This window comes from Agrococcus jejuensis (assembly GCF_900099705.1).
Classification (GTDB): Bacteria; Actinomycetota; Actinomycetes; order Actinomycetales; family Microbacteriaceae; genus Agrococcus; species Agrococcus jejuensis.
This window is the reverse complement of record NZ_LT629695.1, coordinates 1,915,446-1,940,822: the sequence shown is the minus strand read 5'-3', so window position 1 is coordinate 1,940,822 and position 25,377 is coordinate 1,915,446. Positions and strand designations below refer to the sequence as shown.

Here is a 25,377-nt window from a genome sequence, read left to right as displayed (position 1 = left end):
AACGCGGGGCTTGACTCCGGGCCTGGGCGCGCGGCGAGATGTGCGCGAATCCGAGGCCTCGCGACGCTCAGCGCCGCGAGGGCCCGGATTCGCGCACATTGCACCGCGGCGGGGCGCGTCAGGCGGGCTGGGCTGCGGCCGCCGCGCGCGCCGCGGCCGGCAGCGCCGCGAGCACGCGCTCGATCGCCGCGTCGTCGTGCGCAGCCGTGACGAACCACGACTCGAACAGGCTCGGCGGCAGCGCGACCCCACCGTCGAGCATCGCGTGGAAGAACGGGGCGTGCCGGAAGACCGCCTGCGCCTTCGCGTCGTCGTACGTGCGGGGCGCGGACGCGGCGAAGGCGAGCGAGAACAGGCTGCCGACCCGCGCGATCGTGTGCTCGACGCCCTCGGCGGCGAGCGCATCCGTCAGCCCTGCCGTGATGGCATCCGCCACCGCATCGAGGCGCGCGTAGACGGCGTCGTCGGCGAGGCGCAGCTGCGTGAGGCCCGCGGCGACGGCGAGCGGGTTCCCCGACAGCGTGCCCGCCTGGTAGACGGGGCCGAGCGGGGCGAGCAGGTCCATGACCTCGCGCCTGCCGCCGAGCGCCGCGAGCGGCATGCCGCCGCCGACGACCTTGCCGAACGTGAGGATGTCGGGGGCCTCGTCGCCCGTCGTGCCCTCGATGCCCCACATGCCGGATGCGTGCACGCGGAAGCCCGTGAGCACCTCGTCGCTGATGAGCAGCGCGCCGTGCGCGTGCGCCGTGCGGGCGAGGAACGCGTGGAAGCCGGGGCGCGGCGCGATGAGGCCGATGTTGGCAGGCGCGGCCTCGGTGATGATCGCCGCGATGCGATCGCCGTGCTCGGCGAACGCCGCCTCGACGGCCGCCTCGTCGTCGTACGGCAGCACGATCGTCGTCGCGGCGACGGCGTCGGGGATGCCCGACGAGCCGGGCATCGCGAGCGTCGCGAGCCCCGACCCTGCCGCGACCAGCAGCGCATCCGAGTGCCCGTGGTAGTGCCCGTCGAACTTCACGAGCAGGTCGCGACCCGTCGCGCCGCGCGCGAGGCGGATGGCGGTCATCGTCGCCTCCGTGCCCGTCGACACGAGGCGCACGCGCTCGGCGATGGGCACGCGGCGCGTGATCTCCTCGGCGAGCTCGACCTCCGCGCCCGTCGGAGCGCCGAACGACAGGCCGCGCGCGGCGGCCTGCTGCACGGCATCCACGATCGCCGGATGCGCGTGCCCCAGCAGCGCCGGACCCCACGACGCCACGAGGTCGACGCGCTCGACGCCCTCGACGTCGGTGACGTACGGACCCCGCGCGCTGCGGATGAAGCGCGGCGTGCCACCGACCGAGCCGAACGCGCGCACGGGCGAGTTGACGCCGCCCGGGATCGAGCGGCGGGCGCGGTCGAAGAGGGCGTCGTTGGTGGTGGTCGTCGTCTCGGTCATGCTCGGTCCTCGTGCGTCTGCGTCGTCGTGGATTGCGTTTTGCAGGTGATCACGGGGGTCAGAGGGGTATCTTCCCTCCGCCACCCCGGATCGCCTGCAAAACGCGAACCGAGGTGGATGGGGCGGGTCAGCGCAGCGACTCGGCCAGCTCGACCGCCCAGTAGGTGAGCACGGCATCCGCGCCCGCGCGCACGATCGACGTCACCGACTCCGCGATCGCGCGGTCGCGGTCGATCCAGCCGTTCGCCGCGGCGGCCTCGACCATCGCGTACTCTCCCGACACCTGGTACGCCCACACGGGCACCTGCGCCTCGTCGGCGACGTCGCGCAGCACGTCGAGGTAGAACGATGCGGGCTTCACCATGAGCACGTCGGCGCCCTCGGCCTCGTCGAGCGTCGCCTCGCGCAGACCCTCGCGCGCGTTCGCCGGGTCCTGCTGGTACGTGCGACGGTCGCCCTGCAGGCTCGAGCCGACGGCCTCGCGGAAGGGCCCGTAGAGCGCGGAGGCGTACTTCGCGGCGTAGGCGAGGATCGCCGCATCCTCGTAGCCGGCGTCGTCGAGCGCGTCGCGCACGAACGCGACCTGGCCGTCCATCATGCCGCTGAGGCCGACCATCGCCGAGCCGGCGTCGACCTGCGCGATCGCCATCTCGGCGTACCGCTCGAGCGTCGCGTCGTTGTCGATGCCGCCCCACTCGTCGAGCACGCCGCAGTGGCCGTGGTCGGTGAACTCGTCGAGGCACAGGTCGGTCTGGATGACGGTGTCGTCGCCGAAGCGGTCGTCGAGCGCCGCCGTCGCACGGTTGAGGATGCCGTCGGGGTCGATGCCGGCCGAGCCCGCCGCATCCTTGTCCTCGTCCTTCGGCACGCCGAACAGCATGACGCCGCCGACGCCCGCCTCGATCGCCTGCTCGACGGCGCGGCTCGCGGAGTCGATCGTGTGCTGCACGACGCCCGGCATGCTGCCGATGGGTCGCGGCTCGGTCAGCCCATCGGCGACGAACATCGGCAGGATGAGCTGGCTCGGGTGGATGCGCGTCTCGGCCACCAGCCTTCGCAGGGCGGGAGTGCGTCGGAGCCTGCGCGGACGGATCGTGGGACTCACCCATCCAGCCTACGCGCGGGCGGGTGCGGCGCCCGCGTCGGTGACTGGTCACTGGTGCACGCGACTGGTCGCAGTTGCACGCATGACTGGTCGCACTTGCACCGAAACTGCGACCAGTGTGGTGCAACTGCGACCAGTCCCGATCGGATGCGGTGACCGATCGGCGGACTGGAGCGACGCCGAGGTCGCGAGCGTGCAACTATCTGCGTATGCATGCAGATAACGATGCTCGGGGCGTGTGCCAGCGGTACGACCTCGCCGCCGAGGTGTTCGGGATGCTCGCCGACGCCACGCGCGTGCGCATCATCGTCGCGCTGCGCGGCGGCGAGCTGCCGGTGGGCGAGATCGCCGAGCGCGTCGGCAAGACGCCCGCGGCCGCATCCCAGCACCTCGCGAAGCTGCGCCTCGCGCGGATGGTGCTCACGCGCCACGAGGGCACGAAGGTCTTCTACCGACTGGCCGACGACCACGCGAGCCAGCTCGTCGCCGACGCCGTGCACCAGGCCGAGCACACGCTCGGCATCGCGCCGCAGCACGCCGAGACCGCCGAGGAGCCGACCGATGCGTGAGGTGCTCGCGAACCGCGCCTACGCGCAGCTCTTCTCGGCGCAGGTCGTCGCGCTCGTCGGCACGGGGCTGCTCACCGTCGCCCTCGGCCTCCTCGCCTACGACGTCGCCGGGGCGGATGCGGGCGTCGTGCTGGGCATCGCGCTCACGATCAAGATGGTCGCGTACGTCGGCGTCGCGCCCGTCGTCTCGGCGCTCACGAGCCGCGTGCCGCGCAAGGCGCTGCTCGTGACGGCCGACGTCGTGCGCGCGCTCGTGGCGCTGAGCCTGCCGTTCGTGACCGAGGTGTGGCAGGTCTACGCGCTCGTGTTCGTGCTGCAGTCGGCGTCGGCCACGTTCACGCCCGCGTTCCAGGCGATCATCCCCGAGGTGCTGCCCGACGAGCGGCAGTACACGCGAGCCCTGTCGCTCTCGCGCCTCGCGTACGACCTCGAGGCGCTCGTGAGCCCGGCGCTCGCCGCGGCGCTGCTGACCGTCGTGACGTTCCACGAGCTGTTCGTCGGCACCGTCGTGGGCTTCGTCGCCTCCGCGCTGCTCGTGCTCGCCACGGCGCTGCCCGCACGCGTGGCGGCCGCCCCGTCGTCGTTCGTCGACCGGCTGACGCGCGGCGTGCGCGTGTTCTGGCGCGAACGCGAGCTGCGCGCCCTCCTCGCCCTCGACCTCGCGGTCGCAGCGCCGACCGCGATGGTCATCGTGAACACCGTCGTGCTCGTGCAGGGCGACCTCGGCCGCGCGCAGACCGACGTCGCGCTGCTGCTCGCCACCTACGGCGCAGGCTCGATGCTCGTCGCGCTCGCCGTCCCCCGCGTGCTCGACCGCATCCCCGACCGGCCCGTCATGCTCGCCGGAGCCGCGGTCGTCGCGCTCGGGCTCGTGGCCGCGGCTGCCGCGCAGACGCTGCCGGATGCGGTCGCCTGGCCGACGCTCGTGGCCGTGTGGGTCGTGCTGGGCGCGGGCAACGCCGGCATCCTCACGGCCGGGCCGCGCCTCATCCGCCGCGCGGCGTCGCTCGACGAGCGCCCGGCGGCGTTCGCGGCGCAGTTCTCGCTGTCGCACGCCTGCTACCTCGTGACCTACCCGCTGGCGGGCGTGCTCGGCGCGGCCATCGGGCTGCCGACGACGGCGCTCGTGCTCGCGGGCATCGCGGCGCTGGGCCTCGCGCTCGCGACGGTCACGTGGCGGATGCGGGTGCCCGCGCAGGTGTGAGCGCAGCGACTGGTCACTCGTCGCGCGACGGTGGTCACTCGTGGTTGCAACGAGTGACCGATCCCCACCACCAGTGACCAGTCGACCCCCACGAGCGACCAGTCACGCAGACGGCATCGAGCCCGTCTCGCGATCGCACGACGTCGGTGGCGCACGGCATGCTGAGGGCATGGTGCGCAGGCTGACGGCCGACGAGCGGCGACTGCTGGGCATGCGCGTGCGCGCGCAGCTGCTCGCCGAGCCCGCCGCGTGCGTGGCCGACGCGGTCGAGCGGATGCTGTCGATGCAGGCGCAGGACTGGTTCGGCTCGCTGTGGGCCGTCGCGCAGCGGGCGGATGCGTCGGCCGCCGACGTCGAGGCGGCGCAGGCGCGCGGGGAGATCGTGCGCTCGTGGCCCATGCGCGGCACGCTGCACTGGACGCGTGCGGAGGACATCCGCTGGCTCGCGCTGCTCACGGCCGACCGCATCGACCGACGCGACGCCGGCCGGATGCGGCAGCTCGAGCTCGACGACGGCGCGCTCGCCCGGTCGCGCTCGGTCGTCGAGGCGACCCTCGCCGACGGCCCCGCCTCGCGCCAGACGCTGCTCGACGCGCTCGTCGCCGCGGGGCAGCCCGTGCATGCGCAGCGCGGCCCGCACATCCTCGGCCACCTCGCCAGGCACGCCCACGTCGTCATGGTGAGCCGCACCGACTACGCGCTGCACGACGTCTGGGTCACGGAGCCGCGCGCGCTCGACGGCGACGAGGCGCTCGCCGAGGTCGCGCGCCGCTACCTCGTGAGCCACGGGCCGGCGACGATCCACGACCTCGCCTGGTGGACGGGGCTCACGATCGCCGACGCGCGTCGCGGCGTCGACGCCGTGCGCGGCGAGCTCGCCGCATTCGCCGTCGACGGCGTCGAGCACCTGCACGCGTCGGGGCTCGAGCCCGCCGAGGGCGTGCACCTCATCGCCCCGTTCGACGAGCTCGTGCTCGGCTATCGCGACCGCGAGGTCACGCTGCGCGGCGAGCCGCTCGACCGCATCGTGCCCGGCTCGAACGGCATGTTCCTGCCGGCGATCGTCGTCGACGGCGCCGTCTCGGGCACGTGGCGCCGCACGGCGCGCGCGGCGGGCATCGAGGTCGAGACGGATGCGTGGGTGCCGATCCCCGGCCGTCGCGAGCCGGCGCTGCGCCGCGCGGTGCGCGCGTACGGCGCCGCGCACGGCGCGACGGCGACGCTCGTCTGAGCGGGTCGAGCGGTCCCGCCCCTCCGGAATCGCGACTGGTCACAGTTGCACCGGACTGGTCACAGTTTCGGTGCAACTGCGACCAGTCATGCGTGCATCTCTGACCAGTCCCCGCCTGCACACGGCGACGGCCCCGGAGCCGCAGCTCCGGGGCCGTCGTGCGTCGGGCCGTCAGGCCGTCATCGACTCAGGCGTCGATCGCACCCGCGCGGCGGCGGCGAACGAGCCACACGGCCGCACCCGCCAGCAGCAGGCCGAGGCCCGCGACGAGCGTCCACAGCGCGAGCTCCGCACCCGTGCGGGGCAGGCCCGGCGCCGGCGCGACGGCGGCGTAGCCGATCGTCAGCGTCGACTGCGTCACGTTGCCCTCGCCGTCGGTGACGCGGTAGTCGATCGGCGTCGGCGAGCCCGTGAAGCCGGGCGCCGGCGTGAACGTGATCGCACCGGTCACGGGGTCGACCGTCCACGTGCCCTCGCCGGGCACGGTGACGTCCTTGCCCCACTCGCCCGTCTGCGGGTCGCGGATCTCGACCGTCGTCGGGTCGAGGTCGCCCGTGTCGTTCGCGAGCGGGTCGACCGTCACCGGCTGGCCGGGGGCGGCGTCCTCGACGACGTCGGGGTGCGCGACCGGCAGGTAGGTCACGACGACCTGGGCCTCGTCGGCGAAGCCGTCCGCGTCCTCCACGACGTACGTGATGGGCGTCGGGTTGCGCGTGAAGCCTGCCTCGGGCGTGAAGGTGATCGCGCCCGTCTCGGGGTCGACCGTCCACGTGCCCTCGCCGCGCACGACGAGCTCGAGCACGAGCTCGTCGCCCGAGACGATGCGCACGGTGCCGGGCACGGCGCCGCCGGCGTCGTTCGCGACGACGTCGACCGTGACGGCGGTGCCGAACGCGTTGCCGCGCGAGGCGTCGTCGACGGCGGTGATGCCGTACGTGATCGTGACGGTCGCCGAGACGGTGTCGCCGGTGGTGTCGGTGACCTCGTACTCGATCGGCGTCGGGTCGCCGTCGAAGCCCGCCTCGGGCACGAACGCGATCGCGCCGGTCTCGGCGTCGACGATCCACTCGCCCTCGCCCGCGACGACGAGCGACGTGACGCGCTCCTCGCCGGCGACGATGCGCACGGATGCGGGCACGAAGTCGCCCGTGTCGTTGCCGAGCACGTCGACCGAGACGGTCGTGCCCACGACGTTGCCGAGCGACTCGTCGTCGACCGCGAGCGGCACGAACGACACGGTGACGTTCGCCTCGACGACGTCGCCGCCCACGTCGGCGACGCGGTAGCGCACCGTCTCGGGGTCGCCGAGGTAGCCCTCGTCGGGCGTGAAGACGACCACGGTGCGGCCGAGCTCCTCGTCGTCGACGAACGTCCACGTGCCCTCGCCGAGCACCGTGAGCGGTGCGCGGTCCTCGAGCCACACGCCGTTCGCGGCGTCGTAGAACGCGAGCGTCGACTCGTCGAACGTGCCGACGTCGTTCGGCAGGATGTCGACCGTCACGGGCTGCGTGATGGGCTGGTCGAGCATCTCGTCGTCGGCGGCGGACTGCAGGTAGTCGACCGTGACGAGCGCACCCGTCACCGAGCCGTTGCCGTCCTCGACGACGTATCGCACCGGGGTGGGGTCGCTGAGGAAGTCCCGCTCGGGGCTGAAGACGACCGACACGAGGCCGGTCTCGTCGTCGACGACGATCGTCCAGACGCCCTCGCCCTCGACGACGAGCGCCTCGCCGGGCGCGAGCGCGTCGGCGTCGGATGCGCCGGCGGGCACGAATGCCACGGTGCCGGGCACGAGCTCGCCACGGTCGTTGCCGAGGATGTCCTCGACGGTCGCGTCGGTGCGAGGCTCGACGCCCTCGACGCCGTCGTTCGCAGCCTCGGGCTGGTAGTCGACCGTGATGGTCGACTCCACGAGCACCTCGGGCTTCTGCGCGTCGCCCACCTGGTAGCGCACGAGGGCCGGGTCGCCCTCGTAGCCCTCGTCGGGCGTGAACGTCACGACGACCTCGCCGTCGACGATCTCGACCGACCAGACGCCCTCGTCAGCGACGTCGAGCGACTGCAGCGGCTCGAGCCACTGGCCGGTCGTCGGGTCGAAGAGGCGGAACGTCTCGAGGTCGAAGACGCCGGTGTCGTTCGCCAGCGGGCGGATGACCGCCGGCGCGTCGAGCGCCATGGGGCCCACGACGTCGGGCTCGGCCTCCGGCTGGTAGGTGATGGTGAGCGTGCCGCCCACCTCGACCTCGGAGAGGTTCTCGATCGTGTAGTCGATGACGCGCGGGTCGCCGACGAACGTCGTGAGCGGCGAGAACGTCACCGACACGGCGCCGTCCTCGTCGATCGCGAACGTCCAGGTGCCCTCGCCATCGACGACCAGGGGCGTGCCGGGCTCGGTGACGGTGCGGCCCGTGCTGCGGTCGACGAGCGTGAAGGTGTCGCGGTCGAGCTCGCCCTTGGCACCGTCGAGCACGTTCGGGAACGTGACGTCCTCGGTGATCGTCTGCAGCAGCAGCTCGTGCGACTGTGCCGTCGGCACGTAGAAGACCTGCACGGTCGACTCGACCGGCTCCTCCGTCGCGCTCGGGCTCGACACCCGATAGCGGATCGGGTCGGGGTCGCCCTCGTAGCTCTCGGCGGGCGTGAAGACGACGACCTGGCGCTCGACGCCGTCGATCGTGCGGGTCTCGACCGTCCAGACGCCCTGGCCTGCGACCTCGACGGAGTCGGCCCACTCGCCGTCCTCGCCGAGCTCGGGGTCGAAGACCTGCAGCGTCGACGGGTCGAGGGGACCGCGGTCGTTCGCGAGCGGGTCGACCACGGCCTCGCCGTCGATCGCGAAGCCGCGCACGACGTCCAGGATCGCGACGGGCTGGTACGTGATGGTCACGAGCGCGGAGTCCGTGTCGCCATCCACGTCGGTCACGACGTACTCGACGGGCGTCGGATTGCCGTGGAACGTCGGCAGCGGCTCGAACTCGACGCGCGGCAGGCCGCCGTCGACGCCGGGCACGATTCGCCAGGTGCCCTGCTCGGGCACGTCGTACGACGACTGCGAGCCGGTGGGCGTCACGATCGCCAGCGACTCGGGCACGAAGTCGCCGCGGTCGGTGGCGAGCACGTCGACGACGACGGTCGAGTCGGGCTCGTTGCCGAGGCTCGAGTCGGGCGTCACGGTGGGCACGTAGGCGATCACGATCTCCGACGTCACCTGTGCGCCGCGAACGTCCTCGACGCGGTACGTGATCGGCTCCGCGTCGCCCACGAGGCCGGATGCGGGCACGAACGTGACGACGCCCGTCTCGGGGTCGACCGTGTAGGTGCCGTCGTCGGTCGTGACCGTCTTCACCCACTCGCCCGTCTCGGGGTCGAGCAGCACGACCGACTCGGGGTCGAGACCCGTGCCCGTGTCGTTCGCGAGCGCGTCGATCACGACGTCGGTGCCGATGCTCGCCTGCGGGTCGTTGCGGTCGGGCTGCGCGAGCGGCAGGTACGGCGCCGAGATCGTGGCACGCGTCGTGACGCGGTCCTCGCCGGGGCCGGCCACCCGATAGTCGATCGACGTCGGGTCGGTGAGGAAGTCCTCCTCCGGCGTGAACGTCACGGTGACGACGCCGTCGACGAGCTCGAATCGCCATGTGCCCTCGCCGTCGACCGGCACGGTCGCGAGGGGCAGGCCGGTCTCGGCGTCGAGGATGGGCTGGCCGTCCTCGTCGAGGAAGACGAACGTCGACGGGTCGATCGTGCCGCGGTCGTTCGCAAGGGGCTGCACCGTGGCGGTCGCGCGCGGCTGCGAGGGTGCGGCGACGTCGTCGACGGCCTCTGGCGTGTAGGTGATCGCGGCCGTGGCGGGGCCGACGAGGCTGCCGTCGGTCGTCGTCGCCTGGAACTGCACGGGCACCGGGTCGGTCGTCACGCCGTTCGGCGCATAGACGAGCTCGTCGTCGACGACCGTCCACGTCGCACCGTTCGGCAGCGTGATCGACGTGACGGGCAGGCCCGACACGGGGCCGACGAGGCGCACCGAGCCGGGCTCGATCGAGCCCTCGGCACCCGCGAGCGGGTCGATCGTGACGGTCGTGCCGATGACGTTGTCGTCGGAGCGCTGGTCGTCGACGGTGCCCGCGTACGTCACGGTGACGGATGCCGGGGCGCTCGTCACGCCGTTGGGGCCCTGCGCCGTGTACTGGATGGGTGCCGGGTCGCCGCTGTTCGGGCCGTTCGGCGTGAACACGATGGTGCCGGCCTCGTCGTCGACGGTCCAACGGCCCTGGTCGACGATGAGCTCCTTGCCGCCCTGCGTGCCACCCACGATCCGGATCGTGCCCGGCACGACGTCGTCGCCCTGGGCGACGGGCACCGTGACGATGGCGCCGGGCTCGTCGCCCGTGCTCTCCTCGGGCGCGACCTCGATGGCGTTGCGGTTGGGCGTCACGACGGCCGTGCTCGTGATCGAGGGACGCGTCGAGGTGGTCACGTCGCCGTTGGCGTCGCGCTGCGACTTCGTGCCCTCGGCGGTCGCCGTGTTCGTGATGGTGCTCGGAGCACCGGCCGCGAAGTCGTCAGCGGTGGCCGTGCGGGTCGCGGTGCAGGTGATCGAGGCACCCGGTGCGAGGTCGGAGCCCTGCGCGGGGTCGCACTCGAGCGCCGAGAGGCCCTCCATCCCGTCGGCGATCTCGACGTCCTCGATCGGCGCGAGACCGCGGTTCGTCGCCGTGAACGTGTACGTGATGACGTCGCCGATGGCGTCGACCGTGGTGACGTCGGCCGTCTTGAGGAAGGTCAGCGCACCCGAGGTCTGGAAGGTGCAGGTGATCGTCGAGCCCTCGGCGGGGTTCGTCGGCTGGATGTAGCTCGCGGTCGTGCCCCATCCGGAGTTCACGACCTGCTCGTCAGCGGGGCGCGACGGGTCGACGCACTGCCACGACGGGTCGTAGTCGTCGATGTTCGTGCCGGTCTCGGGCGTCGGCGTGAGCTCGACCTCGACGGGCTGGCCGGGGAGCACGAGGATCGGGCCGGCCTCGGCCTCACCTGGGCCCTCTTCGATCGGGCCGGTCGAGCCCTGGTTGCCGGTCTCGGACGCGGGCGTATCGGGGCCGGTGACGACGACGTCGAACGAGTCGGTCGGCTTGACCGGCGCGGGGACCGTGATCGATCCGGATGCCGTCGACGGGGTCGCGCAGGTGCCGAAGTCGGAGGCGCGGACGAGATCGCCCGTCAGCGTACGGCCGGTGCCCGTGACTGCGCCGCTGGACGGGTTGACGCGGACGACGCCTGCGGTCCCAGAGGTCGCATAGAGGTACAGGTAGCCGTCGGACGCGAATGCGATCGAGTTGATGGCACCGGGGCGCGTCGTCTCGCCGGCGCCGATGCGCTGCCCGAGGTTCGTGCCGGTGAGCTCCACGACGTCACCGGTCTCGGGGATCGGCTGCGTGATGCGGTAGATCTGGCCCCCGGCGCTCGCATTGCCGCCCGACACGATGTACATGACGCCGGCGGTGTCGAAGGCGAGGTCGCCATTGTTGCCGGGCGTGTTGGGCAGGGTCACCCGCGCCACGTCCGTGCGGACCGCGTTCGTGTCCGGGTCGAAGGTGCTCAGCACCACTCGGGACTGGTCGCTGTTGAAGCCGCCGAAGACGTAGCGACCGCTGAGGGGGTCGAAGCCACCCATCGTCGTACCGGTGACGGACCCGACGCCCGTCGTCGGGAGCGCGACGACCGTCGGGTTGGGGTCGGCCGCCGTCCCCGTGCGCTGCGGCTCGTAGTGGAAGACCTGGGCGACGCCGCCATTGATCTGCGTGAAGAAGATGTCCGTGCCGTCAGGGCCGATCGCGAGCTGGTTGAGGTTGCCCGCGGTGATCCCGGAGTCGTACGCCTGCGTGGCGGCGATGCTGCCCGTGCCGTCGACCGTGAATCGGCCGATCGTGCTGCGCTGCGCCTGCGGCGCGGGGTCGCCGGTCGACGTCGCGTAGATCGTGTTCGCCGAGCACGTGAACGGGTCCGCGGCGTTCGCCGCAGGCGCTGCCACGATGGGCGCGCCGATCGCGACGGCCGTGAGCCCTCCGGCGACGAGCATCGTCGACAGGGCACCGGCGAGGGTGCGCCGCAGTCGCTGGGGCATGGTGCTCGAGGGGGTCGGCACGTCGTTGGGGCGCACGCTGGCTCCGGGTCTCTCGGGGGAGGACGAGGGTGATGGATCCCCTTCCGCCCCGCGCGAGCGCGAGGGGTGCGGAGGATCCCTCATGAACCCTAGGGGGACATTGCGCGCTACGCAGGGATTCGCACGAGGAATCCTCGATCAACGCGCGTTGCATCGGCGCGTCGCGTCTTCTTTGTACCCCGATCGTCGGCCGCGCTCCCCGAGACCGCTCGATCGACGAACGACGACGGCCCCGGAGCCGAAGCTCCGGGGCCGTCGTGCGTCAGGCCGTCAGGCCGTCACCGACTCAGGCGTCGGTCACGTCCTGGCGACGGCGGCGGATGAGCCACACGGCCGCACCTGCCAGCAGCAGGCCGAAGCCGGCGATGAGCGACCACAGCGTGATCTCCGCACCGGTGCGCGGCAGGTCGGGCAGACCCGGGATGGGCGCCTGGCGGTAGTCGATCGTGACCGTCGCCTGCGTCGACTCGCCGTTGACGTCCGTCACGCGGTACGTGATGGGCGTCGGGTCGCCGGTGAAGCCGCGCTCGGGCGTGAACGTGATGGCGCCCGTCACCGGGTCCACCGTCCACGTGCCCTCGCCGGGCACGACGACCGTCTTGCCCCAGTCGCCGGTCTGCGGGTCGCGGATCTCGACCGTCGTCGGGTCGAGGTCGCCTGCGTCGTTCGCGAGCGGGTCGACCGTGACGGCCGTGCCGGGGGCGTTGCCCTCGGAGCGGTCGTCGAAGGCCTGCGGCAGGTACGTGATCGTCACGGTCGCCTGGTCCACGTCGCCCGTCACGTCGGTCACCTGGTAGGCGATCGGCGTCGGGTTGCCCGTGAAGCCGGATGCGGGCGTGAAGGTGATCGCGCCGGTCTCGGGGTCGACCCGCCAGGTGCCCTCGCCTGCGACGACGAGCTCGGTCACGAGCTCCTCGCCGTCGACGATGCGCACGGAGGTCGGGTCGAACTGACCGAGGTCGTTCGCGAGCACGTCGACCGTGACGGCCATGCCCTGCGCGTTGCGCAGCGACTCGTCGTCGACCGCCGTCGGACCGTAGGTGACCGTGATGGTCGCCTCGACGGTGTCGCCGGTGGAGTCGGTGACGCGGTACGTGACGACGTCGGGGTCGCCGCCGTAGCCGGCCTCGGGCGTGAACGTCACGATGCCCGTCGCGGGGTCGATCGACCAGGTGCCCTGGCCTGCGACGACCAGCGACTCGCCGGCCTCGAGCCATGCACCCTCGCCGCCGTTCGCAGCCGGGTCGTACAGCGACACCGTCGCCGGGTCGAAGTCGCCTACGTCGTTGGCGAGCACGTCGACCGGCACGGGCACGCCGTACTCGTTGGCGAGGTCCTCGTCGTCGTTCGCGACCGGCAGGTACGACACGGTGATCGTCGCCTGGGCGAGGTCGCCACCGGCGTCCGCCGCCTGGTACTGCACCGGCGTCGGGTCGCCGAGGTAGCCCTCCTCGGGCGTGAACACCACGTCGACCGTGCCGTCGTCGTTCACGACGATCGTCCACACGCCCTCGCCGGGCACGACGAGCTCGGCGCCCGGCTCGAGCCACGACTCGGTCGCGGGGTCGAAGAGCTGCACCGACTCGGGCAGGAAGTCGCCCGCGTCGTTCGCCAGGATGTCGGCGACCGTGACCGGCTCCGTGATGGGCTGGTCGAGGTTCGCGTCGTCTGCGGCTGCCTGCAGGTAGTCGACCGTGAGCAGCGCACCCGTCTCGGAGCCCGACCGGTCCTCGACCGTGTACGACACGGGCGTGGGGTCGGAGAGGAAGCCCTCCTCCGGCGTGAACGTGACCGTCACGACGCCGGTCTCCACGTCGATCGTGAACGACCAGGTGCCCTGACCGTCGACCACGAGGTCGCCGCCGTCGAGCACGCCGCCCTCGGCGCCCGGCACGAACGCGAACGTCGTCGGGTCGAGGTCGCCGGCGTCGTTCGCCAGCACGTCGTCGAGCGTCGCCACCGTGCCGGGCTCGAGGCCCGCCACCGTGTCGTCGACCGCGAGCGGCTGGTAGTCGACCGTGATGGTCGCGCCGACGGTGATGTCGCTCTCGGAGGTGATCTCGTAGTCGACGGGCGACGGGTCGCCCTCGAAGCCGTCCTCGGGGTCGAAGACGACGAGCACGGTGCCCGCGGCGATGTCGATGACGTACGACCACGTGCCCTCGCCGGGGATGGTCAGCGAACCATCCTCGTTCAGCTCGAGACCGGCCGGCGGCACGAACGTGAACGTCGTCACGTCGAACTCGCCGAGGTCGTTCGTGAGCGGGCTGACCTGCGCGTTCGTGCCGATCGCGAAGCCGGACTCGGAGTCGTCGTTCGCGACGGGCTGGAACGTGACGAGGATCGTGGAGTCGACGACGTCGCCGCCGATGTCCGCCACCTGGTAGCCGATCTCGGTCGGGTCGCCCTCGTAGCCCGGGAGCGCCGTGAACGTGACCGTGACGGTGTCGGGTGCGTCGCCCTCGCCCGGCACGATCTCGAACGTCCACGTGCCCTCGCCGTCGACGAGCATCGGCTCGCCGGCGCCGAACAGCGCACCGGTCTCGGGGTGGATGAGCGCGAAGGTGCCGAGGTCGAAGTCGCCGACGTCGTTGCCGAGGACGTCCTCGACGTCGACGGGCGTGCCGGGCTCCGTGAGCGGAGCGAGCAGCACCTGGTCGGGTGCGGCCGTCTGCAGGTAGTCGACCGTGATGGTCGCGCCGGTCTCGGTGCCCGAGAGGTCCTCGACGACGTAGTCGACGGGGGTCGGGTCGGAGAGGAAGCCCTCCTCGGGCGTGAAGATCACGTCGACGGTCGCCGGTGCGCCATCCTCACCCGGGGTGATCACGAACGACCAGGTGCCCTCGCCGGGCACGACGTACGAGCCGTCGGCCTCGAGCTCGAGGCCCTCGGCGGGCACGAACGCGAACGTCGTCTCGTCGAAGACGCCCGAGTCGTTGCCGAGCACGTTCGGCACCGTGGCCGGCGTGCCGGGCTCGATGCCCGACACCGAGTCGGACGCCGCGACCGGGTCGTAGTCGAACGTGATGGTCGACTCGACCGTCACGCCCTTCTGGTCGGTGATCGCGTAGCCGATGGGGTCGGGGTCGCCGAGGAAGCCGTCGGCCGGGTCGAACGTCACCGTGACGACGTCGCCGTCGACCACGAAGGACCACACGCCCTGACCGGGCACCGTCACCGGGCCGGCCACGGGGTTGCCGTCGGCGTCGAGGAACGTGAACGACGCGGCGACGAAGTCACCGAGGTCGTTCGCGAGCGGCGCGATCGTCGCGTTCTCGTTCAGCACGAAGTCGCCCTGTGCGTCCGGGTTCGCGACCGGCTGGAACGTGACCCTGATGGTCGAGTCGATCGGGTCGCCCGCGACGTCGTTCGCGGTGTAGCCGATCGGCGTCGGGTCGCCCTGGAAGCCGGGGGCCGCCGTGAACGTCACGTCGACCGTGCCGAGCTCGTCACCCTCGCCGGGCACGATCACGAACGTCCACGTGCCCTCGCCCGGGACCGTGATCGAGCCGTCGGCGCCCGGCGTCACGCCAGCCGGCGGCACGAGCGCGAACGTGGCGGGGTCGATGGCGCCGAGGTCGTTGCCGAGCACGTCGGCCACGAGCACGGGCGTGCCGGGCTCCGTCAGCGGCGCGAGCAGCACCGCATCCGGCGTGCCGAGCTGCACGTAGTCGATGATCAGCTGTGCCGTCGTCGAGCCCGTCTGGCCCGGGCCGGGGCCGGCCGTGTAGGTGACGATCGACGGGTCGGACTGGAACGTCGGCAGGGGCGTGAACGTGACGTTCACGTCGCCTCCGGGCGTCAGCACGAACGTCCACGTGCCCTCGCCGGGCACGGTGAGCGAGCCGTCGGGGTTCAGCGTCGATCCGGGGATCGGGTTGAACGTGAACGTCGCCGGGTCGAAGATGCCGCCGTCGTCCGCGAGGACGTTGACGAGCGTCACCGTCGTGCCGACGGGGTTGTTGTCCGAGATGTCGTCGGCGCCGACCGAGTCGTAGTCGACGCGGATGGTCGACTGCGCGGTCGCGCCCTTCGTGTCCGAGATCTGGTAGCGCACGAACGACGGGTCGCCCTCGTAGCCCGACTCGGGCGTGAAGGTGACGGTGGCCGTGGCCGGGTCGTACGTCCAGACGCCCTGACCGGGCACCGTCAGCGTCGTGCCGAGCGGGTTGCCTGCGGCGTCGATGAAGGTGAACGTCGCGGGCACGAGGTCGCCGAGGTCGTTGAGCAGAGGCTGGATCGTCGCCGGCTGGCCGATGACGAACGCGCCGTCGGAGTCCGGGTTCGCGACCGGCTGGAAGGTGACCGTGATGAGCACGGGCGCCGTGAGGTCGCCCGAGCCGTCCTCGGCGCGGTACTGCACCGGGGTCGGGTCGCCGAAGAAGCCGGGCTCCGCGGTGAAGATCACGTCGACCGTGGCGGGAGCTCCGCCCGTGCCGGGCACGAGCACGATCTGCCAGGTGCCCTGGCCGGGCACCGTGACGGTGCCGCCGACGCCGACCCAGACGTCGTTGGCGACGTCGTAGACCTCGACCGACTCGGGGTCGAGCACGCCCGCGTCGTTGCCGAGGATGTTCGGCACCGTGACCGGCGTGCCGGGATCGGTGAGCGGGGCGAGCAGCACCGAGTCGGGCTGCGCGACGGGGATGACCGTGATGGTGATGAGGCCCTGGTCGGTGGCGCCATTGGGGCTCGTGACCTGGTACTGCATCGGGTCGGGGTCGCCCTGGTAGAGCGGGAACGGCGTGAAGACCACGACGGGCACGGGGCCCGCACCGAGGTCGCGCGTCTCGACGGTCCAGACGCCCTGGCCGGGGATCGTCACCGGCGTGCCCGGAGCGACGTAGCCGCCCGCGCCACCGTTGGCGGCCGGGTCGAACAGCTGGATGCTGCCGGGGTCGATCGTGCCGCGGTCGTTCGCGAGCACGGGCACCGCGACGGGCTGACCGATCGTCTGGTCGGCGATCGTGTCGTCGACGGCGATGACCTGGTACGGGATCGTGATGAGCGCGTCCACCGTGTCACCCGTGACGTCGGTCACCTGGTAGCCGATGGGCGTGGGGTCGCCCTCGAAGCCGCCGTCGGGCGTGAACGTCACGACGTACTCGCCGGAGCCCGGAGCCGTCTCGACCCAGGCCCACACGCCCTCGCCGGTCACCGTCAGCGGTGCGAGCGGGGCGATCGGCGTCGTCGAGCCCGACGGGATGAACGCGAGCGTCGACTGGTCGAAGTCGCCCGTGTCGTTGTCGAGCACGTCGACCGTGGCGACGTCGCCGAAGTCGGTGATGTCACCGAGGTCGTCGACGGCCTCGGGCACGTACGTGATGGTGATGGTCGACTCGGCGGTGTCGCCGTCGTCGTCGGTCACGCGGTACCAGATGGGCGTCGGGTCGACGAGGAAGCCCGCGTTGGGCGTGAAGGTCACGGTGCCGACGCCGCCGACGACCGCGTACTCCCAGGTGCCCTCGCCGGGTGCCGAGTAGGTGGTGCCGAGCGACGTGCCGCCCTCGCCCGTGAGGAACGCGAACGCGTTCGTCGGGTCGAAGGTGCCGGAGTCGTTCGCGAGCGGCTGCACGGTGACGGTGTCGCCGATCGTGTTGCCGAGGTTCTCGTCGGGGCGTGCGAGGGGCAGCACCTCGAGCGTGATGGTCGACTGCGCCGAGCCGCCTGCGCCGACGATCTGGTAGCCGACGGGCGTCGGGTCGCCGAAGAAGGTAGGCAGCGGCGTGAAGGTGACGACGCCCGCGGCGGGGTCGTACGTCCACGTGCCCTCGTCCTCCACGACGAGCGCGGCGCCCGGAGCGAGCGGCGTGGTGCTGCCCGGCGGGATGAACGCGAAGCTGTTCGGATCGAACGTGCCGCGGTCGTTCGCGAGCGGGTTGATCGTGGCGGGCTGGCCGGCCGTGTAGCCGTCCTGCGCGTCGGGGTTCGCCTCGGGCGCGTACCGGACGGTGACGGTCGTCGACGTGGGGGCGTCGCCGGGCTGGCCGGAGCCGACCTGGTACGTGATGGGCGTGGGGTTGCCCAGGTAGCCGGCGTTCGGCGTGAACACGACGACCGTCGTCGGCGTGCCGCCGACCGGGCGCGTCTCGATCGTCCAGGTGCCCTGACCGGGGATCACGACGGGGCCGCTCGTGTAGCCGCCCGCGCCGCCGTTGGCGGCCGGGTCGAAGAGCTGCAGCGTGCCGGGCGCGACCGTGCCCGAGTCGTTGGCGAGCACGGGCACCACGACGGGCTGGCCGAGGGGGTTGCCGTTCGAGACGTCGGGCTGCGCGGCGGGGGCGTAGGTGATCGTGAGGGTCGTCTGCGCAGCGATGCCGTTGGGGGCCTCGACGCTGTAGGTCACGGCCGGCGGGTTGCCGGTGAACCCCTGGTTCGGCGTGAACGTGATCGTGCCGTTCGCGTTCGCCGTGTACGTGCCGCCGGTGACCGGCAGCGTCGTGACGAGCGCACCCGTGCCGTCGACGAGACGCACGCTGCCCGCGACGACGGTGCCGTCGTTGCCGATGACGTTGACCGTGACGGGCGAGCCGATCGTGTTGTTCGACGACGTGTCGGCCTGCGGCGTGGGTGCGGCGCGGTTCGGCGTGATGGTCGCGGTGTCCGTCGACGTGAAGGGCTGGCCGCCCGCGGGCGTCTGCTGCGTCGTCGCGGATGCCGTGGCCGTGTTCGAGATCGGTCCGGTGCCCTGGAAGTCGGCGCGGACCGCGGCTCGCGAGCCGGTGCAGTTCGCGACCTGACCCGGGTTGAGGAAGCCGCTCGTGACCGGGAAGGTGCACGAGACGTTCGACAGCGACGGATCGCTGAGCGTCACGTTCGACGCGGGCACGTTGCCCGTGTTCGTGATCGTGAACGTGTAGCTGAGGGTGTCGCCGATGGCGTTCGCCGTCGTCGTCACGGCCGTCTTGTCGAGCGTGATGCTGCTGACGGCCTCCTCGTTCGTGAACGTGCAGATGACGTTCGAGCCGATGGCCGGCTTGGTCGGCATCGTGAACGATGCCTGGTGCCCGAAGCCGGAGGAGACGAGCGCGTCGCCGTATGCCGTGTCGATGCATTGCCATGTCGCGGCGTAGTCCGTCGTGGGCGTGGTGCTGCCTGGCGTCGTGGTCTGCGTGACGGTGACGGTGTCGCCGGGGAGCACGATGACGGGGCCGGTGACGGGGCCGGTGTTGTCGACCGCGCCGCCCGAGCCGGTGGTGGTGCCCTGCGTCGAGGTGTCGGCCGGGTTGAGGCCGCCGCCGCCGATGACGACCTGGAACTGGTCGTTGCCCTGGCGGGGCTCGTCGAGCTCGACGTCGCCGCGGACGGTCGAGGGCGAGGCGCAGGACGCGAGGTCGGTGAGGCCGCCGGCGGCGGGACCCGTGAGGGTGGTGCGCGAGACGATGTCGCCGTTCGACGGGTTCACCTTGATCAGCGCTGCGGTGTTGGGCGTCACCGACACGTCGGTGCCGAACAGGTAGAGGTAGCCGTCGGCGCCGAACGCGATCGAGTTCAGGCCTCGGACGCCCTCGATGCGACCGCCGAGGGCGGTCGCCGTGTGGGTCGTGCCCGTGGTGGTGGTGGTCGAGATGCCACCCGTCACACGGTAGAGCTGCGCCTCGTCGAGGCCGCCGCTGCCGGCCGGGGTCTGTTGGGTGTTGCCGCCCGACACGACGTACATCGTGCCCGCCGGCGAGAACGCGAGGTCGCCGTTGCCACCCGCGGGGCTCGGCAGGTTGATCGTCGCGACGTTCGCGGCGACGCCGTTGCCGGTGGGGTTGTACGAGTGCACGACGAGCGGCGCATTGGCGGCTCCGGCCGTGAAGGTCGCGGCGCCGAAGACGAAGCGGTCGGTGGCGAGGTCGTAGCCGCCCATGGTGTTGCCGGCTGCCGCCGCGGTGCCGCGCGGCGTCGGGGTGTCGAGCACGCCAGCGCCCGCGGGCGTGTTGCCGGGCGTGTACTCGTAGATGTTCGAGGTGGCCGTCGCACCGTTGGTCCAGAAGATCTTGGCGCCGTCGCGCGAGATCGCGAGCTGGTTCAGCGTGCCGGTGGCGATGCCCGGGGCGTACGCGACCGAGGTGGCGCCCGTGGCCGGGTTGATCTGGAAGATGTCGCGAGGGTTCGCGGTGTTGGTCGCCGGGTTGCCCGTCGCGTAGAGCGTCGGCGTGGCGCCCGGGCCGCAGAGGAAGTTCGGCGCCGCGTTCGCGTCGGGCGCCTGCACGATGGGTGCGGCGACCGAGATGGCGACGAGGCCACCGGCGACGAGCATCGACGAGACGGCGCCGGCGAGGACGCGCTTCAGTCGCTGCGGGATTCCGATCGGGGTGCGGTTCACTCCGGTGTGGCTCACGATGGCTCCGTGTTCCTCACGTGCGGGACCTGGAGGCGCATCCCCCACGGATCCCAAATCGGGGTACACGGCACTCACGCCGGACCCTATCCGGCGTTGAAGATTCGTCACCAGGTTTTCTATGGATCGGGGGACATTCCCGGCGTGTCGTTCGATCGGGCTCGGCGTGTCGCAATCCGTCGTACCCCGCGCTCCGAAGGTTGGGCTCGATCATCGAGGCATCGACCGACGGTCGCCGTCACGTCGCTCGACGATCGAGGCATCGCGCGCCGATCGACGCGCGACGTCCCCCCATCGCGGCGTCGGGCACGGCTCCGTAGGCTCGCTCCCATGAGCGTGCTGCAGGTGACCGGCGAGGCCTGGATGCGCGAGCGGATGCTGCTGCCGCCCGACGCGATCCTCACGGTCGAGCTGCTCGACGGCGATGCCGTCGTGGCTGCGACCGCGATCGAGGGATCGCCGCCCACGCGGTTCGCGCTCGCCGTCGACGAGGCGCGCGTCACCGACGCCGACCAGCTGCGCGTGCGCGCGACGCTGCGCACCGACGCCGGCACGTGGGCGTCGCCCGAGCCCGTCGCGGACTGGGAGCGGGTGCTGCTCGTGCGGGACGCCTCCGACGAGCCCGCCGACGACGACGGCTCGGTCTGAGCCGACCGCGGCTACGCCTCGGCGGCGTCCTCCGCAGGCTCCAGCAGCGTCGCCTCGTCGACCAGCAGGCCCTGCGGCGCCGACGACGCGCGCGACATCCGCTCGAGCAGGCCGCGGTCGAGGTCGACGTGCTCGGCCGTCTCGTACTTGTAGTGCAGGTCGCACGCCTGGTGGATCCACACCGACGAGCGGCCGTCGCCGATCGCGTCGTCGTCGAGCCACGACAGCAGGAACGGCTCGCTGCGGCGCAGCTTCGCCGTGATGACGGCGCTCACGTGCGCGAGCGTGCGGTCGTCCATGTGCACGCGCGTGCGTGCGGCCCCGTAGTACAGGTCGCCCATGTCGACCCCCCTTCGTCAGGAGACGACGCTACTCGCGCTCGACTCGGCGCGCCGAGGGCGCGCTAGACCGTGCCGAATCCCGGCCCGACGAGCCGCGCCTGCCGCTCCCGAAGATCGTCGATCGCGAGATCCGCGCCCACGACGTCGGTGAGCGGGTCGGATGCGGGACCCACGGCGAGCGCGATGCCCGAGCCGACCAGGAAGTCGCACGACTCCGCACCGCCCGCGCCGACGATGGGGATCGACACGACGTCGACCGTGCCGTGCGTCGCGAGCGACTTCGCGTAGGCGAGCAGCTCGATCGCCACGCGATCCGACGACGTGACCGCCTGCCCCGCGTACATGATCGATCGCACCGCATCCTCCTCGCACCGCGTCCTCGAGATCCACGGTGCGCCCCGCATGCGACGAGCCGCAAGCCCCTCGACGGGACTTGCGGCTCGACGCTCCGCGTGCAGGCGCGACCCGTCAGCGGCGCGCGTGCTCCTGCTGCCGCTCGGCGGCGCGGATCGCCGACGCATCCTCGTCGAGCGCGTCGTCGACGAGCACGACGGGCTCAGCAGGAGCATCGCCCGCGGCGACCGGCAGCACCTGCTCGTCGGCGGCCTCGGCCGCGGCGACCGCGTCCGAGATCCGGTGACCCGACGCGACGAGCAGCGCGACGGCGCCCGCGATCGCGACGACCGCGATCCAGAACGGCACGTGGATGCTCACCGCCGTGCCGACGACGCCCGCGACGAACGGCGCGAGGCCGCCGCCGAAGAAGCGCACGAACGAGTACGCGGCGCTCGCCACCGGGCGCTCGACCGGCGCGACCTGCATGACGGCCTGCGTCACGAGCGTGTTGTTGAGGCCCGAGCAGACGCCCGACACGATGATCGTCGCCACGAGCACCGCCGCGACGTCGGTGAAGATCGCCATCGCCGCGAGGTCGAGCGCCATGAGCACGAACGCACCGATGAGCACCGGCACGAGGCCGAAGCGGCGCTCGAGGCGCGGCGCGACGACGACGGCGAAGATCGCGACCAGCAGACCCCATCCGAAGAACACCGCGCCGAGCGCGATCGCGTCGAAGCCGAGGATGAGCGGCGCGTACGCGAGCACCGTGAAGAACGCCCAGTTGTAGAGCAGGGCGACGAGGCTGAGGATGAGCAGCCCGCGGTGGCGCAGCGCCTTGATCGGCGCGCTGAGCGGCAGGCGCGTCGCCGTGGTCGGCGCGTTCGGCACGAAGAGGATCGTGCCGACGAGGCCCACGAGCATGAGCACCGAGACGCCGAGGAACGGCCACTGCCAGCCGGCCGAGCCGAGGATGCCGCCGAGCAGCGGACCCACGGCGATGCCGATGCCCATCGCTGCCTCGTAGATCGCGATCGCGCCGGGCACGCCGCCGGTCGCCGAGCCGACGATCACGGCGAGGCTCGTCGCGATGAAGAGCGCGTTGCCGAGGCCCCAGCCGGCGCGGAAGCCGACCATGGCGCCGATCGACGGCGACAGGCTCGCGAGCGCCGCGAACGCGACGATGATCACGAGGCCGAGGGTGAGCGTGCGCTTGCCGCCGATGCGGCTCGACACCCAGCCGGTGCCGAGCATCGCGATCGCCGTGACGAGCAGGTAGCTCGTGAACAGCAGCTCGACCTCCGCGTGGCTCGCGTGCATCTGCTCGCCGATCGCCGGGAGGATCGGGTCGACGAAGCCGATGCCCATGAACGAGATGACGCACGCGAACGCGACGGCCCAGACGGCCTTCGGCTGGTGCAGGATGCTGGGCTTCGCGTGGCCCTCGGCTGGCGCTTGCTGCGTGCTGGTGGGCATGGACGGGTGTCCTCTCTCGTGACGTGCGACGGCGTCGCGAGAGGCGCCGGGGCGTGGGATGCGGTGGCTGGGGCTACCGCGCGGTGGATGCGGGGGTGCGCGCCGGGGTCGGCGCTGCGGCGAGGTGCTCGAGCGCGGGCACGGCGGCGGCGAGCGCTGCGCGCTCGCCGGGGCCGAGGTCGTCGAGCACGGTCGCGAGCGCGTCGGCGCGCGCGGCGCGACGCTCGGCGCTCAGGCTCGCGCCGGCATCCGTGATCGTGACGAGCACGGCGCGGCCGTCGCTCGGGTCGTCGCGGCGCTCGACGAGCCCCTCGCGCTCGAGGCGGCGCACGAGCTGCGTCATCGCGGGCTGCGTGACGTGCTCGGCGGCGGCGAGCAGCGTGAGGCGCGTCGGACCCTCGGTCGCGAGCGCGTAGAGCGTCGACGCGGCGACCGACGAGAGCCCGCCGGGCAGCTCGGCCCCGCGTACGAGTCGGGCGATGCGCTCGAGCGCGGCGCTCAGGCGCACGACCTCGCTGGTTTCCATGCATCCATTATATAACGCATGCATGCATCCCGTCCATCGGAGTTGAGGGTTTCGGCCCGATAGCAGGTCACATCGGGCCGAAACCCTCAACTCCGGACGGTGCGGAGGGTGCGGGAGGCGACGCGCAGCTCCACGCGCTGGCCCCACGAGAGGACGAGGCGGTCGGCCTCGATGCCGTCGCCGAACGCGACGAGCGCATCCGACTCCACGCGCAGCGCGAGCGCCGCATCCCCCTCGAGTCGCCCGGCGACGAGGTCGGCGCCCGTCGACGGGCTCGGCCACGGCTCGCGCGCGAACCACGCGAGCGCCCACTCGGTCGGCGCCGGCAGCGCCAGCGCGGGCGCCTGGATGCGCGCGATCGACCGGCACCAGCCGCTCGCGCCCGTGCCGCTCGACACGATGACGCCCGACGACGACTGCCGCTCGCGCTCGCCGCCGACCTCGAGCGCGTAGCGGGCCGACTGGTGGCCGACCTGACCGACGAAGACCTCGTTGAGCGCGACGAGCGACTGCCCGTCGTCGACGCGCACCTCGACCATCGCCCGCTCGTCGACCTCGGCGGATCCTGCAGCCGCGGCACGGATGAGCCGGGCCGCGTCGGCGGGCGCGTGCGGCACGAGCACGCCCGCGTTGGCGCCGGGCAGCGGGTCGATGCCGAGCACCGGCTGCCCGTCGAGGTACTTCGCGACGTTGGCGACGAGGCCGTCCTGCCCCACGACCACGACGACGTCCGCCGGCTCGAACACGAACCGGGCGAGCTCGGCGCGCTCGACGGAGGCGCGACGCCAGTCGGCCGGCACCGCGGCGGCGACGGCGTCGAGCGCCGCCGTCGTCGCCGCATGCCGCTGCTCGACCGCCTCGAGCGACTGCCCGCGCGTCCGCAGGAAGAAGCCGGCCTGCCCGATCGTGCCGTGCGCCGCGACGAGCTCGTCGCGCTCGGTCGCGCGGCGCACGACCACGACGCGAGGGGCGGCCATGTCAGCGCTCCGCCGCGACCGCCGCCGGGGCGCCGCCGCCCAGCAGCCCGCCGAGCACGTCGGTGAGCAGGTCGGGCGTGACGGTGAGGCGCTCGATGCTCGGCAGGTTCGCCGCGAGCTGCTGCAGCGCGAGCGCCGTGAGCACCTCGGGCCGCACGTCGCGGTACGCGTCGAGCCGAGCCCGCTCCCCCGCGGCCTTCGCCTCGCCGAGCGCGCGATCGGCATCCGCCCGCGCCTCCGCGACCGTGCGCACCTTCGCGGCGTCGGCATCCGCCGCGATCGCCCCGGCAGCGGCGGCTTCCTCGGCCTCGCGCCGCGCGTTGGCGCCGCGGCGGGCGATGAGCTCTTCCTGCCTGCGAGCGAGCTCGATCTGGTTCGCGAGCTCGTTCTCGCCGATCGCCGCCTCGCGCTCGACTGCGAGGGCGCGCCGGGCGAAGGTCGCCTTGTCGGCGTCCTCCTGGATGCGCTCGCGCGCCGGGGTCTGCATCGCGCGCTCGACCTCGGGCTCGGGGCGCAGGAGGCCGAAGCGCACGCCCACGATCTCGAGGCCGAGGTCGGCGATGCGCGCGTCGGCGACGAGCGCCGCGGTGACGCGGCGGCCGAGCCCGGTGGGGTCGGCGCGCAGCGCCTGCTCGAGCGGCTCGGGCGCGAGCAGCGCGACGACGGCCGCGGCGGTGGCGCCGTGGAGCATCGCGGCGATGGCCTCGAGCGGCTGCTCGAGCCACAGGCCCTTCCCGAGGTCGATCGAGAAGTCGATGCGCCGTGCGGCGAGCTCGGGATCGGCGACGCGGTACGTGACGGTCGCGGGCGCCGTGAGCTGCTGCAGGTCTGCGGCGCGCAGCGTGACGAGCACGGGCAGGTCGCGGTCGTCGAGCGGCACCTCGCTGATGGTCGCGTCGATGGCGCGGAACCAGAACGCCTGGCCGGGGCCCGCGTGACGCACGGCGCCCTTCGCGCGGTGCTGCACGTAGACGGTCGGCCCGGTGCTGCAGTGACGGATGAACGGGATGCGGGTGATGGTGGCCATGGCGTCCTCCTCG

The 25,377-nt window shown here is 72.5% G+C and carries 14 protein-coding genes; 4 read left to right on the top strand and 10 right to left on the bottom strand.

The annotated features are described in order from the left end of the window. Positions 1-118: 118 nt before the first annotated feature. Both hemL and hemB read right to left on the bottom strand, forming a co-directional pair. Positions 119-1,438: a glutamate-1-semialdehyde 2,1-aminomutase gene (gene hemL, locus BLQ67_RS09185; RefSeq protein ID WP_092504425.1), complete on the bottom strand. Its 1,320-nt coding sequence runs from the start codon at positions 1,436-1,438 to the stop codon at positions 119-121. A 127-nt stretch (positions 1,439-1,565) separates the two neighbouring features. Beyond that, entirely contained in the window at positions 1,566-2,543 is a 978-nt protein-coding gene (gene hemB / locus BLQ67_RS09180; RefSeq protein ID WP_092504423.1) for a porphobilinogen synthase, read from the bottom strand. A gap of 209 nt (positions 2,544-2,752) precedes the next feature. Between hemB and BLQ67_RS09175 the strand changes: the two genes are divergently transcribed. From BLQ67_RS09175 to BLQ67_RS09165, 3 genes are all read left to right on the top strand, one after another. Beyond that, positions 2,753-3,112 carry an ArsR/SmtB family transcription factor gene (locus BLQ67_RS09175; protein WP_092504421.1) on the top strand — a complete coding sequence of 120 codons (360 nt, stop codon included), beginning with the start codon at positions 2,753-2,755 and terminating at the stop codon, positions 3,110-3,112. After that, positions 3,105-4,316 (top strand): MFS transporter, encoded by a 1,212-nt coding sequence (locus tag BLQ67_RS09170; protein ID WP_092504419.1) that lies wholly within the window; start codon positions 3,105-3,107, stop codon positions 4,314-4,316. Before BLQ67_RS09175 ends, BLQ67_RS09170 begins: the two co-directional genes overlap by 8 nt. Positions 4,317-4,485: 169 nt before the next feature. Then, the gene (locus BLQ67_RS09165; RefSeq protein ID WP_092504417.1) at positions 4,486-5,547 is read left to right on the top strand and encodes a winged helix DNA-binding domain-containing protein; all 1,062 of its coding nucleotides are present in this window, start codon (positions 4,486-4,488) and stop codon (positions 5,545-5,547) included. 187 nt (positions 5,548-5,734) lie between these two features. On the opposite strand, the gene BLQ67_RS09160 is transcribed toward BLQ67_RS09165, so the two are convergent. Further along, positions 5,735-11,665 (bottom strand): Ig-like domain-containing protein, encoded by a 5,931-nt coding sequence (locus BLQ67_RS09160; protein ID WP_172802284.1) that lies wholly within the window; start codon positions 11,663-11,665, stop codon positions 5,735-5,737. 325 nt (positions 11,666-11,990) lie between these two features. Then, entirely contained in the window at positions 11,991-20,033 is an 8,043-nt protein-coding gene (locus BLQ67_RS09155; RefSeq protein ID WP_157674749.1) for an Ig-like domain-containing protein, read from the bottom strand. A 330-nt stretch (positions 20,034-20,363) separates the two neighbouring features. On the opposite strand from BLQ67_RS09155, the gene BLQ67_RS09150 reads away from it, so the two are divergent. Then, a complete protein-coding gene (locus BLQ67_RS09150; protein ID WP_092504411.1) occupies positions 20,364-20,681 on the top strand; it encodes a YbaY family lipoprotein in 318 nt (105 codons plus the stop codon). 11 nt (positions 20,682-20,692) lie between these two features. Here BLQ67_RS09150 and BLQ67_RS09145 read toward each other — a convergent pair whose 3' ends face one another. The 6 genes from BLQ67_RS09145 to BLQ67_RS09120 all read right to left on the bottom strand — a co-directional run bounded on the left by BLQ67_RS09145 (position 20,693) and on the right by BLQ67_RS09120 (position 25,364). After that, on the bottom strand, positions 20,693-21,022 hold the full coding sequence (locus BLQ67_RS09145; protein WP_092504409.1) for a DUF7882 family protein: 330 nt from the start codon (positions 21,020-21,022) through the stop codon (positions 20,693-20,695). A gap of 62 nt (positions 21,023-21,084) precedes the next feature. After that, the gene (locus BLQ67_RS09140; protein ID WP_092504407.1) at positions 21,085-21,378 is read right to left on the bottom strand and encodes a hypothetical protein; all 294 of its coding nucleotides are present in this window, start codon (positions 21,376-21,378) and stop codon (positions 21,085-21,087) included. 112 nt (positions 21,379-21,490) lie between these two features. Further along, positions 21,491-22,834 (bottom strand): MFS transporter, encoded by a 1,344-nt coding sequence (locus tag BLQ67_RS09135; RefSeq protein ID WP_092504405.1) that lies wholly within the window; start codon positions 22,832-22,834, stop codon positions 21,491-21,493. A 73-nt stretch (positions 22,835-22,907) separates the two neighbouring features. Continuing rightward, complete coding sequence (locus BLQ67_RS09130; RefSeq protein WP_092504403.1) at positions 22,908-23,360, bottom strand: MarR family winged helix-turn-helix transcriptional regulator; 453 nt, start codon at positions 23,358-23,360, stop codon at positions 22,908-22,910. Between the two features lie 86 nt (positions 23,361-23,446). Further along, on the bottom strand, positions 23,447-24,337 hold the full coding sequence (locus tag BLQ67_RS09125) for an NAD(+)/NADH kinase (RefSeq protein WP_092504401.1): 891 nt from the start codon (positions 24,335-24,337) through the stop codon (positions 23,447-23,449). Position 24,338: 1 nt separating this feature from the next. Continuing rightward, complete coding sequence (locus BLQ67_RS09120; protein ID WP_092504399.1) at positions 24,339-25,364, bottom strand: SPFH domain-containing protein; 1,026 nt, start codon at positions 25,362-25,364, stop codon at positions 24,339-24,341. Between the last annotated feature and the right edge of the window lie 13 nt (positions 25,365-25,377).

Excerpts from the sequence above, each read along its gene's own strand:
- hemL (WP_092504425.1), bottom strand. The coding sequence starts at position 1,438 with ATGACCGAGACGACGACCACCACCAACGACGCCCTCTTCGACCGCGCC.
- BLQ67_RS09175 (WP_092504421.1), top strand. The coding sequence starts at position 2,753 with ATGCATGCAGATAACGATGCTCGGGGCGTGTGCCAGCGGTACGACCTC.
- BLQ67_RS09170 (WP_092504419.1), top strand. The coding sequence starts at position 3,105 with ATGCGTGAGGTGCTCGCGAACCGCGCCTACGCGCAGCTCTTCTCGGCG.
- BLQ67_RS09165 (WP_092504417.1), top strand. The coding sequence starts at position 4,486 with ATGGTGCGCAGGCTGACGGCCGACGAGCGGCGACTGCTGGGCATGCGC.
- BLQ67_RS09160 (WP_172802284.1), bottom strand. The coding sequence starts at position 11,665 with ATGCCCCAGCGACTGCGGCGCACCCTCGCCGGTGCCCTGTCGACGATG.
- BLQ67_RS09150 (WP_092504411.1), top strand. The coding sequence starts at position 20,364 with ATGAGCGTGCTGCAGGTGACCGGCGAGGCCTGGATGCGCGAGCGGATG.
- BLQ67_RS09145 (WP_092504409.1), bottom strand. The coding sequence starts at position 21,022 with ATGGGCGACCTGTACTACGGGGCCGCACGCACGCGCGTGCACATGGAC.
- BLQ67_RS09135 (WP_092504405.1), bottom strand. The coding sequence starts at position 22,834 with ATGCCCACCAGCACGCAGCAAGCGCCAGCCGAGGGCCACGCGAAGCCC.
- BLQ67_RS09130 (WP_092504403.1), bottom strand. The coding sequence starts at position 23,360 with ATGGAAACCAGCGAGGTCGTGCGCCTGAGCGCCGCGCTCGAGCGCATC.
- BLQ67_RS09125 (WP_092504401.1), bottom strand. The coding sequence starts at position 24,337 with ATGGCCGCCCCTCGCGTCGTGGTCGTGCGCCGCGCGACCGAGCGCGAC.
- BLQ67_RS09120 (WP_092504399.1), bottom strand. The coding sequence starts at position 25,364 with ATGGCCACCATCACCCGCATCCCGTTCATCCGTCACTGCAGCACCGGG.